This is a genomic window from Microbacterium sp. AG790 (genome assembly GCF_003634765.1).
In the GTDB taxonomy this organism is placed as follows: domain Bacteria; phylum Actinomycetota; class Actinomycetes; order Actinomycetales; family Microbacteriaceae; genus Microbacterium.
Genome location: NZ_RBWZ01000014.1, coordinates 80,917 through 95,622, shown reverse-complemented (window position 1 = coordinate 95,622; position 14,706 = coordinate 80,917). Strand labels below are relative to the sequence as shown.

General features: G+C 68.3%; 16 protein-coding genes and 1 tRNA gene. 12 read left to right on the top strand and 5 right to left on the bottom strand.

Annotated elements, in window-relative coordinates:
- Positions 1–16: 16 nt before the first annotated feature.
- A complete protein-coding gene (locus DEU37_RS14660) occupies positions 17–289 on the bottom strand; it encodes a DUF4031 domain-containing protein (RefSeq protein WP_016465126.1) in 273 nt (90 codons plus the stop codon).
- A 192-nt stretch (positions 290–481) separates the two neighbouring features.
- On the opposite strand from DEU37_RS14660, the gene rplU reads away from it, so the two are divergent.
- From rplU to DEU37_RS14610, 10 genes are all read left to right on the top strand, one after another.
- On the top strand, positions 482–790 hold the full coding sequence (gene rplU, locus DEU37_RS14655; protein ID WP_005053490.1) for a 50S ribosomal protein L21: 309 nt from the start codon (positions 482–484) through the stop codon (positions 788–790).
- An 18-nt stretch (positions 791–808) separates the two neighbouring features.
- Positions 809–1,066 carry a 50S ribosomal protein L27 gene (gene rpmA / locus DEU37_RS14650; RefSeq protein WP_005053492.1) on the top strand — a complete coding sequence of 86 codons (258 nt, stop codon included), beginning with the start codon at positions 809–811 and terminating at the stop codon, positions 1,064–1,066.
- Between the two features lie 104 nt (positions 1,067–1,170).
- Complete coding sequence (gene obgE, locus DEU37_RS14645; protein WP_016465127.1) at positions 1,171–2,691, top strand: GTPase ObgE; 1,521 nt, start codon at positions 1,171–1,173, stop codon at positions 2,689–2,691.
- Positions 2,688–3,521 carry a glutamate 5-kinase gene (gene proB, locus DEU37_RS14640; protein ID WP_121191324.1) on the top strand — a complete coding sequence of 278 codons (834 nt, stop codon included), beginning with the start codon at positions 2,688–2,690 and terminating at the stop codon, positions 3,519–3,521. The genes obgE and proB overlap by 4 nt, the downstream gene beginning before the upstream one ends.
- A gap of 53 nt (positions 3,522–3,574) precedes the next feature.
- Positions 3,575–4,846: a glutamate-5-semialdehyde dehydrogenase gene (locus tag DEU37_RS14635; protein ID WP_121191323.1), complete on the top strand. Its 1,272-nt coding sequence runs from the start codon at positions 3,575–3,577 to the stop codon at positions 4,844–4,846.
- 40 nt (positions 4,847–4,886) lie between these two features.
- Positions 4,887–5,114 (top strand): hypothetical protein, encoded by a 228-nt coding sequence (locus tag DEU37_RS14630; RefSeq protein WP_121191322.1) that lies wholly within the window; start codon positions 4,887–4,889, stop codon positions 5,112–5,114.
- A 9-nt stretch (positions 5,115–5,123) separates the two neighbouring features.
- Positions 5,124–5,726 (top strand): nicotinate-nucleotide adenylyltransferase, encoded by a 603-nt coding sequence (gene nadD, locus DEU37_RS14625; protein ID WP_005053506.1) that lies wholly within the window; start codon positions 5,124–5,126, stop codon positions 5,724–5,726.
- Positions 5,723–6,703, top strand: coding sequence for a hypothetical protein (locus DEU37_RS14620; RefSeq protein WP_121191321.1), 981 nt, complete (start codon positions 5,723–5,725; stop codon positions 6,701–6,703). The genes nadD and DEU37_RS14620 overlap by 4 nt, the downstream gene beginning before the upstream one ends.
- Positions 6,700–7,077 (top strand): ribosome silencing factor, encoded by a 378-nt coding sequence (gene rsfS / locus DEU37_RS14615; protein ID WP_005053513.1) that lies wholly within the window; start codon positions 6,700–6,702, stop codon positions 7,075–7,077. Before DEU37_RS14620 ends, rsfS begins: the two co-directional genes overlap by 4 nt.
- 72 nt (positions 7,078–7,149) lie before the next feature.
- Positions 7,150–7,225, top strand: a tRNA-Ala gene (locus DEU37_RS14610).
- A 50-nt stretch (positions 7,226–7,275) separates the two neighbouring features.
- Here DEU37_RS14610 and DEU37_RS14605 read toward each other — a convergent pair.
- Positions 7,276–8,463 carry an IS481 family transposase gene (locus DEU37_RS14605; protein ID WP_121191320.1) on the bottom strand — a complete coding sequence of 396 codons (1,188 nt, stop codon included), beginning with the start codon at positions 8,461–8,463 and terminating at the stop codon, positions 7,276–7,278.
- A gap of 320 nt (positions 8,464–8,783) precedes the next feature.
- Between DEU37_RS14605 and nagE the strand changes: the two genes are divergently transcribed.
- On the top strand, positions 8,784–10,730 hold the full coding sequence (gene nagE, locus DEU37_RS14600) for an N-acetylglucosamine-specific PTS transporter subunit IIBC (RefSeq protein WP_396652206.1): 1,947 nt from the start codon (positions 8,784–8,786) through the stop codon (positions 10,728–10,730).
- Positions 10,731–10,789: 59 nt separating this feature from the next.
- Here nagE and DEU37_RS14595 read toward each other — a convergent pair whose 3' ends face one another.
- Genes DEU37_RS14595 through DEU37_RS14585 form a run of 3 tightly spaced genes read right to left on the bottom strand, consistent with a single transcriptional unit; the run spans position 10,790 to position 13,259 of the window.
- A complete protein-coding gene (locus tag DEU37_RS14595) occupies positions 10,790–11,500 on the bottom strand; it encodes an SOS response-associated peptidase (RefSeq protein ID WP_121191318.1) in 711 nt (236 codons plus the stop codon).
- A 9-nt stretch (positions 11,501–11,509) separates the two neighbouring features.
- Positions 11,510–12,571 (bottom strand): App1 family protein, encoded by a 1,062-nt coding sequence (locus DEU37_RS14590; protein WP_121191317.1) that lies wholly within the window; start codon positions 12,569–12,571, stop codon positions 11,510–11,512.
- A 4-nt stretch (positions 12,572–12,575) separates the two neighbouring features.
- Positions 12,576–13,259 (bottom strand): DedA family protein, encoded by a 684-nt coding sequence (locus DEU37_RS14585; protein WP_121191316.1) that lies wholly within the window; start codon positions 13,257–13,259, stop codon positions 12,576–12,578.
- 82 nt (positions 13,260–13,341) lie between these two features.
- Here DEU37_RS14585 and DEU37_RS14580 point away from each other — a divergent pair, with 82 nt between their 5' ends.
- Entirely contained in the window at positions 13,342–14,664 is a 1,323-nt protein-coding gene (locus tag DEU37_RS14580; protein WP_121191315.1) for an anthranilate synthase component I family protein, read from the top strand.
- Positions 14,665–14,706: the final 42 nt, after the last annotated feature.

Here is a 14,706-nt window from a genome sequence, read left to right as displayed (position 1 = left end):
CGTCGCGGGGGAGCGGTCAGCCCTCGCGACGCTCGCGTGCCGTGATCCGCAGGCCCGAGGCGATCAGACGCTTGACGAGTTCGTGGCCGCTGACGTGCTCGGCTCCGGCGGCGACGAGGCGCGCGAGCGCATCCTCGGGAACGTCGTAGTGGTCGCGATCGAATCCGCGACGCGGGATGCCGTTCGCGGCCGCGAAGGCGTGCAGTTCATCGAGGTCGCTGTCGCTGACCAGGTGCGCCCACAACCTCCCGTGGGCGGGCCAGCGCGGGTCGTCGATGAGGATCGCCATCCTCGCAGTCTAGGTCGACGCGCGACACGCCTTGCGTCGCTTTTGCCGATGGCCCCGGCATCCGGTAAAGTAGACCCTTGGTGCGTCGAGTTTCGCCTCCGCACTGGATATTTGGGTACACCCGCAGGGGACGTACTCGTCCCATGAAGACAGCCGGGGCCGTTGGCTCCGCAGAAGAAAAACAGGTGTGAAGTGGTTTACGCAGTTGTGCGCGCCGGTGGCCGTCAGGAGAAGGTGGAGGTCGGCACGATCGTCGTCCTCGACCGTCAGCAGGCCAAGATCGGCGACAAGCTCGAGCTGCCCGCGGTGCTGCTCGTCGATGGCGACGCCGTGACGACCGACGCCGACAAGCTCGCGAAGGTCACCGTCACCGCCGAGGTCCTCGGCGAGGAGCGCGGCCCGAAGATCGTGATCCAGAAGTTCAAGAACAAGACCGGCTACAAGAAGCGCCAGGGCCACCGCCAGGACCTCACGCGCGTCAAGATCACCGGCATCAAGTAAGCGGAAGAGGCAGACGAGATGGCACACAAGAAGGGCGCAAGCTCTACCCGTAACGGTCGTGACTCCAACGCCCAGCGACTGGGCGTGAAGCGTTTCGGCGGCCAGGCCGTCAGCGCGGGCGAGATCCTCGTTCGCCAGCGCGGTACGCACTTCCACCCGGGCGCCAACGTCGGCCGCGGCGGAGACGACACGCTGTTCGCCCTCGCCGCCGGTGCGGTCGAGTTCGGCACCAAGGGCGGCCGCAAGGTCGTCAACATCGTCGCCGCGGCGGAGTGACCGCGCGTTCGACCACGAACATGAGGTGAGGGGCGGGCTTCGGCTCGCCCCTCCTTCGTTACATCCCCTTTCCTCTTTCCCCACCTTTCCGTCAGGAGACCGACATGGTGACCTTCGTCGATCGAGTGACGCTCCATCTGCGCGCCGGCAAAGGCGGTAACGGCTGTGTGTCCGTGCGCCGCGAGAAGTTCAAGCCGCTCGCCGGCCCCGATGGTGGCAACGGAGGCCACGGAGGCGATATCGTCCTCGTCGCCGACCCGCAGGTGACGACGCTGCTGTCGTACCACCACTCGCCGCACCGGTCCGCCGGAAACGGCGGATTCGGCATGGGCGACAACCGTTCCGGCGCCGCGGGCGAAAGCCTGGAGCTCGCCGTTCCGGTCGGCACCGTGGTGAAGGATGCCGAGGGTGAAACCCTTGCGGACCTCATCGTCCCGGGGACGCGCTTCGTCGTCGCTCCCGGCGGCCAGGGCGGGCTCGGCAATGCCGCGCTCGCGAACCCCAAGCGCAAGGCGCCGGGCTTCGCACTGCTCGGAACGCCCGGGTGGGAGGGCGACGTCTTCCTCGAGCTGAAGACGGTGGCCGACGTCGCTCTCGTCGGCTTCCCCTCCGCGGGCAAGTCGAGCCTGATCGCTGCCGTCTCGGCGGCGCGGCCCAAGATCGCCGACTATCCGTTCACGACGCTGCATCCGAACCTCGGCGTCGTGCAGGCCGGCGACATCCGCTTCACCGTCGCCGACGTTCCCGGACTCATCGAGGGCGCCAGCGAGGGCAAGGGGCTGGGCCTCGAGTTCCTCCGCCACGTCGAGCGCTGCACCGCGTTGGTGCACGTCCTGGACTGCGCGACGCTGGAGCCTGGACGCGACCCGCTGAGCGATCTCGACGTGATCCGCGAAGAGCTGGCGAACTACCCGGTTCCCGAGGGACAGATCCCTCTGCTGGATCGCCCGCAGCTGGTAGCCCTGAACAAGGTCGACGTGCCCGAGGCGAAGGATCTCGCCGATCTCGTGCGTGCCGATCTCGAAGAGCGCGGCTACCGCGTGTTCGAGATCTCGACGGTCAGCCACGAGGGGCTGCGTCAACTGACGTTCGCGCTGGGCGAGATCATCGCGCAGCATCGCGTGCAGGTGGCGGAGGCCCCCGCAGCAGAGCGCATCGTCATCCGCCCCAAGGGCGCGCAGAAGGAGTTCGAGATCCGCGTCGAAGGCGGCACCTACGGCAACGTCTATCGCATTCTGGGCGACAAGCCGCTGCGCTGGGTGCAGCAGACCGACTTCCAGAATGAGGAGGCGGTCGGCTTCCTCGCAGATCGCCTCGAGAAGCTGGGCGTCGAGGACGAGCTGTTCCGCGTGGGAGCCGTCGCGGGCTCCACGGTCGTGATCGGGCCGGGCGACGGCATCGTGTTCGACTGGCATCCGTCGCTGTCTTCCGCGGCCGAGCTGATGACGGCTCCGCGCGGGACCGATCCCCGACTCGACCTCAACCCGCGCCGCACCACGTCACAGCGTCGCGAGCGGTACCACGAGCGGATGGACGCCAAGGCGGAGGCCCGCGCGGAACTCGAGGCTGAGCGCCTCGGGGCGCCGGATTCCTTCCTCGACGGGGAGGACGACGAGCGAGCGTGAGCGTGCACGATCGGTCCGGTATCGCGGGGGCGCGTCGCGTCGTCGTGAAAGTGGGTTCCTCCTCCATCAGCGGCGACAATCATCACCGCATCGAATCGATCGTCGACGCCCTCGCGGCCGCACACGCTCGCGGCACGCAGGTCGTACTGGTCTCCTCCGGTGCCATCGCGACGGCGCTGCCGCTGCTCAATCTCGCGGGTCGTCCGTCCGACTTGGCGACGCAGCAGGCGGCCGCCGCCGTCGGTCAGAACGTCCTCATGTGGCGCTATCAGACCACGCTGGAGCGTTATGGCCTGCTCGCCGGTCAGGTGCTGCTGACGGCAGGAGACCTCGAGAATGCGGCACACCGCGCCAATGCGCGCCGGGCGGTCGACCGCCTGCTGGGCCTCGGTGTGCTGCCCATCGTCAACGAGAACGACACCGTCGCCACCCACGAGATCCGCTTCGGCGACAACGATCGCCTCGCGGCCCTCGTCGCGGAGCTGATCGGCGCGGATGCGCTGATCCTTCTCAGCGACATCGCGTCGCTGTACACGCGTCCGCCGTCCGAGCCAGGGGCCGAAGCGATCCACACGGTGCCCTTCGGCGACGACCTGACCCGTTTCGAGTTCGGTTCCGTCGTCGTCAACAGTGTGGGCACCGGGGGAGCGGCCACCAAGGCGTCGGCGGCGCGCCTCGCCGCGGCATCCGGGATCGGCGTGCTCGTCACCAGCGCCGACCTCGTCGAGCAGGCACTGGCAGGCGAGGACATCGGCACCTGGTTCGCGCCGAATCCCGAGACACCGCCGCGCACGGGCACCACACCGCTGCCGGCGGTCGGCTCCGCCTGAGCGTCGCCGTCACGCACGGCGGATGCCGTGACGCCGCTCGGTAGAATGAGCGGATGACCACCGTCTCTGTCGACGCGCTCACCGGCGCACGTCAGCGCATCGCCCACGCGCACGATGCGGCGCGCGGCGTGGGCCTGCTCACCGATTCGCAGAAGGCCGACGCACTGCGCGCGATCGCGGGCGCGATCGAGGCCGCGACCGACGACATCGTCGCGGCGAACGCCGTCGACCTCGAGCGCGGGGAACGCGACGGACTGACCGACGGTCTGCTCGACCGCCTCCGTCTCGACCCGGCGCGCGTCGCGGCCCTCGCCGCAGCCGTCCGTGACGTCGCCGAGCTGCCCGACCCGGTCGGCCGCGTGCTGGACGAGCGCACGCTGAGCAACGGCGTGCGACTGCAGAAGGTATCGGTGCCGTTCGGCGTCGTCGGTTCGATCTACGAGGCCCGCCCGAACGTCACCGTGGACATCGCGGCGCTGGCGTTGCGGTCCGGGAACGCCGTCGTGCTGCGCGGCGGCACCGCCGCACAGTCGACGAACGTTGCGCTGGTCAGCGCCATGCGCGACGCCTTGGAGGGTCAGGGGATCGATCCCGAAGCCATCCAGACCGTCGACGATTTCGGGCGCGACGGTGCCCACGCGCTGATGCAGGCACGCGGGCTCGTGGACGTGCTCGTCCCGCGCGGCAGCGCTCAGCTGATCGAGACCGTCGTCACGCAGTCGGCCGTGCCGGTGATCGAGACGGGTGCCGGCGTGGTCCACATCGTCCTGGACTCATCCGCACCGCTCGAATGGGCCCAGCAGATCGTCGTGAACGCCAAGGCCCAGCGGCCGAGCGTGTGCAACGCGGTGGAGACGGTCCTCGTGCTGCGTGACGCGGCCGAGCGCCTGGTGCCTCCGGTCGCCGCCGCGCTGCAGGATGCCGGGGTCACCATCCACGGCGACGAGACCGTCCGCGGGCTGGTTGCCGAAGCGGTCGCGGCGACGGATGCCGACTGGGCGACCGAACACATGAGCCTCGACCTCTCGATGCGCGTCGTGGACGATCTCGATGAGGCCCTGGCCCACATCCGCCGCTACTCGACGCATCACACGGAGTCGATCGTGACGGCGGACGAGGCCCGGGCCGAGCGGTTCCTCGCGGAGGTGGACTCCGCGGTGGTGATGGCCAACGCGTCCACTCGTTTCACGGACGGCGGCGAGTTCGGCTTCGGTGCCGAGGTCGGCATCTCCACGCAGAAGCTGCATGCCCGGGGCCCGATGGGCCTTCCCGAGCTCACGAGCACCAAGTGGCTGGCGCGTGGGTCCGGGCAGATCCGCACCTGACCGCCTAAACTGAACAAACCCGACTTTCGAAGGAGTCCGAATGACCCTCGCCACGACCCTCGCCCTCGCTGCGGCGCAGGCTGAGCCTCACGGCAACGTCCAGGCCCAGACGTTCATCTTCGGCCTGATCGCGTTCATCGTGTTCATGGCGCTGGGACTGGTCACGCTGTCCTACCGGAATGTCGCCAACCGTCACTCGCACAAGGCCGAGGCGTACGCCAAGGCGCACCCCGTCGACCAGGCGCAGGTGGGACACGGCCACCACTAGGACGCCGGCATGACCTCGATACGCGCCCCCCGCATCGGGGTCATGGGTGGAACCTTCGACCCGATCCACCACGGACACCTCGTGGCGGCGAGCGAAGTCGCTCAGTCGTTCGACCTGGACGAGGTGATCTTCGTTCCGACCGGCATGCCGTGGCAGAAGGACAAGGAGAAGGTCACCGCCGGTGAGCATCGGTATCTGATGACCGTCATCGCGACGGCATCCAATCCGCAGTTCACGGTCAGCCGCGTCGACATCGATCGCGCCGGACCCACCTACACGATCGACACCCTGCGCGACCTGAAGAACGCTCGTCCCGACGCCGAGCTCTTCTTCATCACGGGGGCCGACGCCATCGCTCAGATCCTCGGATGGCGCGACCACGACGGCCTCTGGGATCTGGCGCACTTCGTGGCGGTGTCTCGACCGGGGCACGTCCTGTCCACCGAGGGCCTTCCCGAAGACGTCGTGAGCAGACTCGAGATCCCCGCCCTGGCGATCTCCTCCACCGACTGTCGCGAGCGGGTGAACCGAGGCCACCCGGTGTGGTACCTCGTCCCCGACGGCGTCGTCCAATACATTGCGAAGCACCACCTTTACCGGAGCGAGGCATGAGCACACCCGACCAGCCCGATACTCCCCAGCTGACCCGCCGGCAGTTGCGCGAGATGCGCAACACCGCTTCGACGCCGGTGATCACCCCCGAAGATGCCGAGAAGGCAGCACACCCGGCCGAACCGGCCCCTCCCGTCGTTGCTCCGCTGCCGCGGGCCGCCGCGCCCGTCGAGGTCGCCGAGGCACCCCCCGCGGCCGCCGACGTCGATGTCGACGCGCCGTCGTTCACGAGGCGCGCCGTCCGTCGTCAGGAACGACTGCGGACGGCCTCGGTGCCGGTCGCCGACGAGACGCCCACCCCGGCGGAATCCGCCCCGAACGCTCCCGTGGACGAACAGGAGCAGGCCGACGTTGCCGCGGGGGACACCCACGAGGCCGACGCCGCCGCATCGGTCGATCAGCGGGATGATGCCCCTCCGGCCGACGTCACGCCGGAGAAGACCCCCGAGCCTGCAGACGATGAAGAGCGGCCCGTCGTCGCACCGACGTTCGGTTCGGGGCTTCTCGCCGGGGAGGGTGTGGAGATCGATCTCCCGGCATCCTTCGATCAGCTTCTGACCCGCGGCAGCACCGCCACCGGTGCGCTGTCGGCGCCCAACGCGCTGATCCTGTCGCAGACACCGGAGACCGGTGCGCTCGTCTCGCCCATCACGGGCACCGGTGAAGTCCTCATCACCGGAACCTTCTCTCTTCCCGAATCGTTCGGATCGACCGGCGCGATGCCCGGCCGCACCGATAACAAGGAGACGGACGCGGTCCTCGTCGACGGCGAGCTTCCCGCCTCCTCCTCACCCACCCCGATCGCGGCCAGCTCCGCGATCAGCACGATCAAGAGTGCCGAAGACATCATCAAACCGCCCGCGCCGGAGAAGGGGAGTCGGCTCATGCTGGCGCTCGTCATCACCGCGGGAGCGCTGGCGCTGGCCTTGACCGGCGTGCTGATCGTGGCCCTTGCGACAGGAGCATTATTTCGATGACCACTGCAGACACCACCCGCACCCTCGTGAACGTCGCCGCGGCGGCGGCCGAGAGCAAGGGCGCCGAGGATCTTCTCGCCTTCGACGTCTCCGAGCCTCTGCCTCTCGTGGATGCCTTCCTCCTCGCCACCGGTTCGAGCGAGCGCAATGTCGCCGCCATCGCCGACGCCGTCGAGGAGGCGATGCTCGAGAACGGTGTGAAGCGTCTTCGCCGCGAAGGCCGCCACGAGTCGCGGTGGGTGCTCCTGGACTTCGGCGACCTCGTCGTCCACGTCTTCCACGAGCAGGAGCGTGTGTTCTACGGGCTCGAGCGGCTCTGGAAGGACTGCCCGATCATCCCGATCGAGCTGCCCGCACCCGCCGTCGCGGACTGAGCCGTGTTCGTTGCACTCCTCGAAATGTAGTAAGCTTGAGGGGTTGCCGCGGAGCGGTGACAAACTGAAAATGGGCCTGTGGCGCAGCTGGTAGCGCACCTGCATGGCATGCAGGGGGTCAGGGGTTCGAGTCCCCTCAGGTCCACCATGTGATGAGTCGCGACATAGATGACATCTGAGTCGCGTCATAGGTGACACTCATGAGAGGGAGCCCGGCCATCGGCCGGGCTCTTTTTCGTTGTTTCGCCAGTAGCTTGTGGCGGGATTGATGGTGTTGGTCGCAACGATTTCGCCGGTGTCGAGGTGGATGACGGTGACGGTGTGTTCGTCGGCGATGAGGATGCAGCGTTTCCCGCGGTGTTCGATGCCGATGCCGAGGTGGTGCATGCGGGCGGCTCTTCTGAAGCTGATCTTCCCGTTGCTGCCGACGTGGTCGTAGCGGATCCGGTAGTGGACGGCATCAGGCCGGCTGCCGGCTGGGGCGGTTTTCGGTGATGTCGCATAGGCGGTGGCCGGCGTCTGTCCGTCGCGGGCGCGGTGCGGGCGGGCGGTGTTGTAGTGCTCCCGGAACGCATCGAGCTGCGTCTGCAGCTCGAGCATCGATGCGGCACGAGGTCTGGCGGCGAGCCACCGTTTCAGGGTCTGGTGAAACCTCTCGACCTTGCCTTGAGTTTGCGGGTGGTTGGGAGCGCCATTCTTCTGCCGGATGTTCAGGGCGGCGAGGACGTACTCGAATTCGTTGCGTCCGCCGCCGTGGCGGGCGGTGTAGACGCGGCCGTTGTCGGTCAGGGTCGACGCGGGCGGGCCGTAGGTCTCGATGGTGGTGAGGAAGGTGTCCACCACGTTGCGGCCAGTGACGGGCCGGTGGACGGTGCAGCTGAGCAGCAGGCGGGAGTGGTCATCGAGCCAGTTCAGGATCTCCACGTCCGATCCGTCGGCCAGGCGCCAGTGGGTGAAGTCGGATTGCCAGGTCTCGTTGGGCTGCGCGGCCTCGAACCGGACGTAGGAGCTCTTTGGGCGTTTGCGGGGTTCGGGAGTGATCAGCCCGGCGGTGTGCAGGATGCGGCGGATCGTGGATGTCGACGGGGCGGTGAGTCCTTCCTGCCGCAGATGCCAGGCGATCGTGATCGGGCCGGCATCGGTGCCCGCCGCGACCAACACCTGCCGCAGCTGCACGACCCGATCACGAACCCGGTCGGCGACCGCCTGCGGGCTGGTCAACGGGGCCCGGGATCGCGCGTCGAGCCCGTCAAGACCTTCGTCCCGGTAGCGGGCGAGGAGCCTATGGAGATACTGCCGCGACATCCCATGTTCGGCCGCGGCCGCGGTGACCGACATCTCCCCGGCGACGATCTTCAACACCACGACACGATGCTTCGACGACATCCACCACTGTCGCCTATGACGCGACTCACGTGTCGCCGATCACCTGTCGCCTATGTCGCGAACCCCGACACCCTCAGGTCCACCAACAACCCCCGGGTCGCACCCGGGGGTTTCTCTTTGTGTCCGACTCATCTGGCCCGAATGACCGGGCGGTCGAGAGTCGCCTCACCGCCGATTTCGCCGATTCCTGAGTGAATGCTGTGCGTTTGACCTGATGCGCGGTAGCGTCCCATGCGTGGCCCGCGCACTCGCGTGGCCCCGTGCCTCACCTGGACGGAGTTTCCTCGATGAAGTTCTTGCAACGCTTGGGTCGGTCGATCATGCTGCCGGTGGCTGTGTTGCCCGTTGCGGCGATCCTCTCCGGCATCTCGTACTGGATCAGCTCCGCCGCGGGCGGTGCCAACACCGCCTCCGCTTTCCTCGGCGCGGCCGGCGGGGCACTCCTGGACAACATGCCGCTCCTGTTCGCCGTCGGCGTGTCGATCGGTATGGCCAACAAGACCGACGGCACGTCGGCTTTGGCGGGCCTCGTATCGTGGCTCACGATCACCACCCTCCTTGCGCCCGCCACGATGCAGAAGCTGCTGGGACTGGGGGAGTTGGGCGATGTGAACCCCGCCTTCGGCAAAGTCCAGAACGTCTTCGTCGGCATCGTCGCCGGCCTCATCGGCGCGTGGTGCTACAACCGATTCAAGGACACGAAGCTGCCCGATGCGCTCTCGTTCTTCTCGGGCAAGCGCTCCGTCGCCATCGTGACGGCCGGTCTGTCGCTCGTCGTCGCCGTCGTCCTGATGTTCGTGTGGCCGGTCGTCTTCGGCGCTCTGGTGACCTTCGGCGAGTGGATCTCCACGATGGGTCCGGTCGGCGCCGGGATCTACGGCTTCCTGAATCGTCTGCTGATTCCGACCGGCCTTCATCACGCGCTCAACTCGGTGTTCTGGTTCGACGTGGCGGGGATCAACGACCTCGTCAACTTCCTCAACGGCACCGGCACCTACGGCGTGACGGGCCAGTACATGGCCGGCTTCTTCCCGATCATGATGTTCGGCCTGCCGGGCGCGGCACTCGCGATGTATCTCACGGCCGACACGCGTCGCAAGAAGATCACCTACGGCATCATGCTCTCGGGCGCGATCTCCTCGTTCTTCGTCGGCGTCACCGAGCCGCTGGAGTTCTCCTTCATGTTCGTCGCGCCGTGGTTGTACCTCATCCACGCGATCTTCACGGGTATCTCGGTGATGATCACCGCGATGCTGCCCACGCGCCTCGGCTTCGGCTTCTCAGCGGGCTTCATCGACATGGTGCTGCAGTGGACGAACCCGATGGCAGAGAACCCGTGGATGCTGCTCCTGCTCGGCGTCGCCTGGTTCTTCATCTACTTCTTCACGTTCTACTTCCTGATCAAGCGCTTCAAGCTCAAGACGCCCGGTCGGGGCGACGAGCTCGATGAGCCGGATGCCGACAACGCCGGCACGAGCCTTTCCGGCTACCACGGGACGGCGGAGAAGTTCATCGCGGCCCTCGGCGGCAAGGAGAACATCATCGATGTCGACAACTGCGCCACGCGTCTTCGGATGGAGATCGCCGACACGTCCCAGGTCGATGAGCACGCCCTGAAGCGCGCCGGAGCCGCGGGGACCATCAAGCCGGGCGGCCACTCCGTGCAGGTGGTCTACGGCCTGAACGTCCAGTTCGTGAAGGACGCGATGGAAGACATCCTCAACGATCGCACCATCGAGGCTTTCCGCGGTGCCGATGCCGGCCAGACCGGTGCAGTGGCAGGCTTCGTCGGGGGCGTCGGCGGCGCCGCCATGGCCGCCGGGGCTGCCGCAGAGCAGCGGCTGGATTCGTCGGTACCGCCGGCGGTCCTGCAGCTTCGTCAACCGGTGGCGGGCCGCGTGCTCGCGCTCTCCGAGGTTCCGGATGCGATGTTCGCCCAAGGAACGATGGGTCCGGGCCTCGCGATCGACCCCACCGGAGACACCATCGTCGCGCCGGCCGGCGGCACCGTCGCATCGGTCTTCCCGACGGGACATGCGATCGGCCTCGCCCTCGCGGACGGCACGGAGCTTCTGATCCACGTCGGCATCGACACGGTCGACATGAAGGGCGACGGCTTCGAGACGCTCGTGACAGCGGGGGACACCGTCGAGCCCGGTACGCCGCTCCTTCGCTTCGATCCGGAGAAGATCCGCCGCGCGGGGCACTCCGCGATCACTCCGGTGATCGTGCTCAACAACGAGGATGCGACGATCGAGTTCGCGTAGGGATCGACCGATCCTGCCGGATACGGCGGGGCGGACCTTCGGGTCCGTCCCGCCGTTCGTCACGAGAGCGGCGCGATCAGCTGCGGGCCGTTGTTGCGCACGTTGCCGACGGCACGATCAACTTCTCGCATCAGCATCCCGTCCACCAGTGCCGGGGCAGCGTCGATCGTCGCGTCCAGCAGATCGCCGACGTTCTCCGTGGTGGGGTCGAGCCAGACATCCGCGTAATCCGCGTCGATGAACAGCGGCATGCGGTCGTGAATCGAGCCGAGCTGACCCACGGCATCCCTGGTCATGATCGTGAAGCTCAGTACCCATCGTGAGGGGTCGTCCGCGGCCTTCGCGGGGTCTTTCCACCACTCGTAGAGACCGGCGAAGAACAGCGGCTCGTCGTCAGCCGGGTGGATGTAGTACGGCGTCTTGACGCCGTCTTCCGTCTTCCATTCGTAGTAGCCGGATGCCGGGACGATCGCTCGCCGCGCGATCAGCGCCTGCCGGAACATCGGCTTGTTCTCGACCTCTTCGGCGCGCGCGTTGATCGCCTTCGCGCCGATGCCCACATCCTTTGCCCAGCCGGGGATCAGACCCCAGCGCGCGGCCTCCAGACGACGTGTCGGAGGCTCCGTCTTGGCGGAGTCGAGCACGATCGCGACACGGTCAGTGGGCGCGATGTTGAACGAAGGCTGCGGCAGATCGTCACCGACGACATCCACGCGCAGCACACCGACGAGCTCGGAGCCGGAGCTGCCCACGACGAATCGACCGCACATGCGGCCAGCCTACGCGGGGCCTCCGACGCCGTCGGCCGTGCCGCCCACGACACCGATCTCAGCCAGCCTGTCGAGAAGGCCGGCGCCGTCGTCCCCTGTCACCCACGGCACCGTGGCGGCGGTGTGATCGTCCACGGCCGTGCGTCCTCCGGCCAGCACCGCCTCCGCCGGCGAGAGCCGGCGGATCGCGACGGCCGTGACGTGATCGGGGTGCGCGCCCGTGAAGGCGGTGTACAGGGCATCGTCATGCTGCCCGTCGTCACCGATCAGCACCCATCTCACCTGGGGGAACTCACGCGCGAGGCGTCGGAGGTTCTCCTCCTTGTGTGCCCGGCCGCTGCGGAACCACCGGTCGTGCGTGGGGCCCCAGTCGGTCAACAGCAGTGCTCCGGGCGGAAAGAGGTGACGACGGAGAAAGCGCTGGAGCGTCGGAGCGACGTTCCACGCGCCGGTGGAGAGGTAGACCATAGGCGCGCCCGGGTGCTCGCGCACGAGACGCTCGAGCAGCACGGCCATGCCCGGCACCGGCTGGCGGGCGTGCTCGTTCACGACGAAGGAGTTCCACGCGGCGATGAGCGGCCGAGGCAGGGCCGTCACCATGACGGTGTCATCGACGTCGGAGACGATGCCGAAGCGAACATCGGAGCCCACCACGAACACGCGCGTCTCGAACGGCTCCGACCCCTCGACGGCCATCGACAGGGGCTGCCATCCCGCCTGCAGTCGAGCCGGCAGCACGGCATCGATGACGCCACCGCGATCGGCGATCACTTCGTGGGTGACGCCGTCGACGGTCACCGTCACGGTGGCATAACCGACGGGAACGGCAGCGAAGCTGCGCCAACCACGGACGCCGCCGTCGTCGCCGCGTCGACGACGCGCGCGGACGGGAGGGGCGATCAGCACACGGCCGAGGACACGAACCCAGTCCTCCCCGCCGTAACCGGGGTACGCGGACACACTGGCGCGCAGCCCACGGGCGCGGGCCCGACGTTCTCGCCACGCATGGAACCGGTACTCCAGTCGGGCGATCCAGAGCACCTTCACGCGTGGTGCGGGTTCGGCGGCCATCGTTTCAGTCTCCCATGCCGTCCGTGCGCTTCGTGCCGGGAGCCTCGTCGTCCAGTCGCATATGGCGTGCCTCGCGTGCCACGATCACGCGCTTGGCGACGTAGGCGAGAAAGAGGAAGACGATGATCGCACCGACGAAGAAGTACCCCGCCGTGTGCAGACGGTCGGCCAACTCTCGATAGGTGCCCGCCGCCGCTGCCGCCACGCTCACGTAGGCCACGGCCCACACCGTGCAGGCCGGCGCGGTCCACGCGAGGAAGCGGCGATAGGAGAACCCGCTCATCCCCACCGTCAGGGGCACGAGGGAATGCAGAACCGGCAGAAAGCGGGAGAGGAAGATGGCCGGTCCGCCGCGTCGTCGCAGGTAGAGCTCGGCGCGAGTCCAGTTGTCTTCGCCGATCCGACGTCCGAGGCGCGAAAAGCGGATGCGGGGGCCGAGCCATCGACCGAGCCAGAATCCGACGCTCTCGCCGATCAGGGCGCCCCCGACCACGACCAGAATCAGCACGACGGCTTCGGCGACCGATCCGACGGCCGTGGCAGCGACGATGACGACGGTGTCTCCGGGCACGATCAGGCCGACCAGAACGCTCGTCTCCAGCATGATGGCGACGCCCGCGAGCACCGTGCGCAGGACGGGATCCACACTCTGCACGGCATCGAGCAGCCATGAGAGGAACTCGTTCACGGCTCCAGCCTATGGCGGGTGAAGGTGTGTGCATGCTGTGCATCCGCCGTCGGCGACCGAACGTCACGGCTAGCCTGGAGCGATGAGCTCGCGCCTCGTCGCCCGTCGGCACGACTGGGTCGATCCGGCCGTCGTCTTCGCGACGATCCTCTGCGACGACGAGCACGCGTTCTGGCTGGATGCCGGGCCGGGTGCGACGACGGGATTCAGCTGGCTGGGCGTCGGCGCTCCCGGCGCAGGACCCCGCGACCTACCTCTCGTGGCGGACGCTCAGCAGGCGGCCGCGGTGCCGGGTCCGCTGCAGGGCGGCTGGGTGGGGTGGTGGGGGTTCGATGCGGCGTCCGCGGCCGTCGGCGCGCCCGCGCGCGTCGACGACGCCGACGGGCCGCAGGAGCTGTGGCTGCGGATCGAATGGTTCATCGTCTTCGACCACGCCGCCTGCGAGGTGTGGATCGCCGCGCCCGCCGACCGCGGCGAGACCCTCGCCGACGCGGTGGAAAGCGCACGATCGTCGGCTGCGCGTGCGGCGTCGCGCCGCCCCGCCGCCACACGCCAGGCGGTCCCCACCGCATCGGCCCGTCAGACGCCGGAGGAGTATCGGGCGCTCATCGCGCGGTGCCGAGACGCGATCCGGGCCGGCGACGCCTACCAGCTCTGCCTGACGACGCGGTTCACGGTCGCGGCATCCGCACCATTCGATCCCGTCACCACCTATCTCGCGCTGCGCGACGCGCTGCCCGCACACCACGGTGGGATCATCCGCAGCGGCGACACCGCGTTGCTCAGCGCGAGTCCCGAGCGCTTCCTCGAGGTCACAGGCGGCGTGGTGCGCACGCACCCGATCAAAGGCACCCGGCCGCGAGGCCGCGACGCCGACGATGACGCCGCGCTGCGTCGCGCGCTCGTCGACAGCGTGAAGGAGCGCGCCGAGAACGTCATGATCGTCGACCTGATGCGCAACGACCTGCAGCGGGTGTGCCGGCCGGGGACGGTCCGCGCCGAACGTCTGCTCGAGGTGGAGTCGTATACAGCGGTCCACCAGTTGGTCAGCACCGTCGCGGGCCAGCTCCTGCCCGACGCCACCCTCGGACACCTGCTGGACGCCGCCTTCCCTGCGGGGAGCATGACGGGGGCGCCGAAGCTGTCGGCGATGACGATCCTGTCCGCGCTCGAAGGGGCAGGCCGGGGCATCTACGCGGGGTGCTTCGGCTGGGTCGGCACCGACGGTCGCGCCGACCTGGCGATGACGATCCGATCGATCGTGCTGCGACCGCACGGCGCATACGTCGGTGCCGGCGGCGGCATCACCTGGCTCTCCGATCCCGAAGAGGAGGTCGCCGAGGTCGGGCTCAAAGCCCGCGGCCCCCTCGCCGCGCTGGGTGCGAATCTGCCGCCGGGATGGTAGGACGGGTCCGCTAACCTGGAAGGACGCCTCTCGTGCGTTCCC

Excerpts from the sequence above, each read along its gene's own strand:
- DEU37_RS14660 (WP_016465126.1), bottom strand. The coding sequence starts at position 289 with ATGGCGATCCTCATCGACGACCCGCGCTGGCCCGCCCACGGGAGGTTG.
- rpmA (WP_005053492.1), top strand. The coding sequence starts at position 809 with ATGGCACACAAGAAGGGCGCAAGCTCTACCCGTAACGGTCGTGACTCC.
- obgE (WP_016465127.1), top strand. The coding sequence starts at position 1,171 with ATGGTGACCTTCGTCGATCGAGTGACGCTCCATCTGCGCGCCGGCAAA.
- DEU37_RS14635 (WP_121191323.1), top strand. The coding sequence starts at position 3,575 with ATGACCACCGTCTCTGTCGACGCGCTCACCGGCGCACGTCAGCGCATC.
- DEU37_RS14630 (WP_121191322.1), top strand. The coding sequence starts at position 4,887 with ATGACCCTCGCCACGACCCTCGCCCTCGCTGCGGCGCAGGCTGAGCCT.
- nadD (WP_005053506.1), top strand. The coding sequence starts at position 5,124 with ATGACCTCGATACGCGCCCCCCGCATCGGGGTCATGGGTGGAACCTTC.
- DEU37_RS14620 (WP_121191321.1), top strand. The coding sequence starts at position 5,723 with ATGAGCACACCCGACCAGCCCGATACTCCCCAGCTGACCCGCCGGCAG.
- rsfS (WP_005053513.1), top strand. The coding sequence starts at position 6,700 with ATGACCACTGCAGACACCACCCGCACCCTCGTGAACGTCGCCGCGGCG.
- DEU37_RS14605 (WP_121191320.1), bottom strand. The coding sequence starts at position 8,463 with ATGTCGTCGAAGCATCGTGTCGTGGTGTTGAAGATCGTCGCCGGGGAG.
- nagE (WP_396652206.1), top strand. The coding sequence starts at position 8,784 with ATGCTGCCGGTGGCTGTGTTGCCCGTTGCGGCGATCCTCTCCGGCATC.
- DEU37_RS14595 (WP_121191318.1), bottom strand. The coding sequence starts at position 11,500 with ATGTGCGGTCGATTCGTCGTGGGCAGCTCCGGCTCCGAGCTCGTCGGT.
- DEU37_RS14590 (WP_121191317.1), bottom strand. The coding sequence starts at position 12,571 with ATGGCCGCCGAACCCGCACCACGCGTGAAGGTGCTCTGGATCGCCCGA.
- DEU37_RS14580 (WP_121191315.1), top strand. The coding sequence starts at position 13,342 with ATGAGCTCGCGCCTCGTCGCCCGTCGGCACGACTGGGTCGATCCGGCC.